Here is a 660-nt window from a genome sequence, read left to right on the forward strand (position 1 = left end):
TGACGGTCATTGTCGATCACGGAGTGCACAAGGTGTAGATCTCGGCGGTCGCCGTAGCATTAAAAAAAAACCGGCCCGTGGTGTACAAGCACTTCGAGGATTCGGCGGCCCTGCTGCGAGCATCGCTGGCCCGAGAGGAAGCGCGCGCAATCGCCCAGTGCTACGACGCCGCACGGCGGGCGCGAACGCAGGGAGGGCAGGACGACGTTGCACTGGCCCTGTACGCGAACCTACTGGACATGTTCACCGACTCGCCCGACCTCTGGCGAGCCATCCTGCAACTGGTCGACAGCGCGACGCCCGCGTTCCGGCTGGCCGTCGACCGCGGCCGCGAGCAGGCAGCAGCAATCGCTGAAAACGTGTTGACGACGGACACACCGGACGACGGTGCCGACCACCAGCTCTACGCAAGGATGATCGTGGCGATGGTGATCGAATCCGGCAGGCTACTCCTGACCCGGCCCGACACCTTCACCAAGGACCGCCTGATCTCCGGTGCGAGCCGTGCGATCCACGCCTACCAGCCGTGATTACGTCACTGTGACGTATTGGCTCTGCGGAGAAGGAAGGAGCTCCGGAGGAGACGCCATGGATCGGGGCCGCCGGATTCGCCACCGAAGATCACCCAACGAGGGCCCGACCACGAGCGGGCACAGCGCC

1 protein-coding gene is annotated in these 660 nt (G+C 64.8%); it reads left to right on the plus strand.

All coding sequences use genetic code 11. The features are described from left to right. Positions 1–77: 77 nt before the first annotated feature. Complete coding sequence (locus FK268_RS23180) at positions 78–530, plus strand: hypothetical protein (protein ID WP_146437807.1); 453 nt, start codon at positions 78–80, stop codon at positions 528–530. Positions 531–660 lie beyond the last annotated feature (130 nt).

The sequence above is a fragment of the Tsukamurella sputi genome (assembly GCF_007858445.1).
GTDB classification, from domain to species: Bacteria; Actinomycetota; Actinomycetes; order Mycobacteriales; family Mycobacteriaceae; genus Tsukamurella; species Tsukamurella sputi.